Raw genomic sequence first — 844 nt, 5'->3', positions numbered from 1 at the left:
TTTCCGCATAGCTGATTTCCTGCTACGTTACTTCACTTCTTCTGGCCCTGCTGTAGCGGCTGTCTAACGGTAATCCCGGTCTGTGACTCTACGGTAACGAACGGCACTGACCGCACGCACCGCGCGCCCGCCTCTTTTTCCCTATACTGGACGAGTTCACTATTCGCTTCATGACCAGTACTGATGTGCGCTGATGCGCATCTGAGGAGTATTCATGTCTTCTACACGCCGCCACTTTACCGGTCGTACCTCTTTAGCTCTACCTGCGCTGGGCGCCGCTCTAGCTCTTGTTGTCACTTCTTGCTCGGCAAGCACTGATTCTGCTGTTTCTGGTACCGTGGTGTCTTCTTCTGGTAGCGCTTCTGCTTCAGCGAGCGCTACTTCTACGCAGGAGTTGTTCCCCACCCTGTCGGCGAGCCCGAGTGCATCCGCGAGTGCTTCGTCACCTGCTCCGGCGCCGTCGGTGGTGACGATTACAGTTCATGCTGAGCCGACCGCCTCCGAGTCGAAGAACGCTGATCCGAAGTCTGACCTGAAGAAGGACTCCACCTGTGCCTCTGATTCTGCATCGACCGTGGTGTCTAAGGCGCTGCGCAATTTGAAGAATAAGAGCAGGTGGGATCAGTGGACGAACGTTTCCAGCACTTATGAGGGCTATGACCCCTGTGCTGAGCTGTCGTGGATTGACGCGATTCCGGGTTCTTCCCCGTCTGATTGCTGTATCTCTTCGATGGCGCACCACATTCTGCTGTTCCACCGCAGCAAGTTCATTGGTACCGCAACCTATGAGCCGTACTCGTTCTCCCCGGTGATTACCCGCACCTCGGACAGCTCGATTAGTGTG

General features: G+C 55.8%; 1 protein-coding gene. It reads left to right on the top strand.

From position 1 onward, the window contains the following. Positions 1-214: 214 nt before the first annotated feature. A partial coding sequence (locus tag O3648_RS08415; protein ID WP_371569598.1) for an LppP/LprE family lipoprotein occupies positions 215-844 on the top strand: 630 nt, incomplete at its 3' end.

Source organism: Rothia sp. 27098_8_161, from assembly GCF_041432905.1.
Classification (GTDB): domain Bacteria; phylum Actinomycetota; class Actinomycetes; order Actinomycetales; family Micrococcaceae; genus Rothia.
Note: the sequence above shows the minus strand (reverse complement) of the source record. Positions and strands in the feature narration are given on the sequence as shown.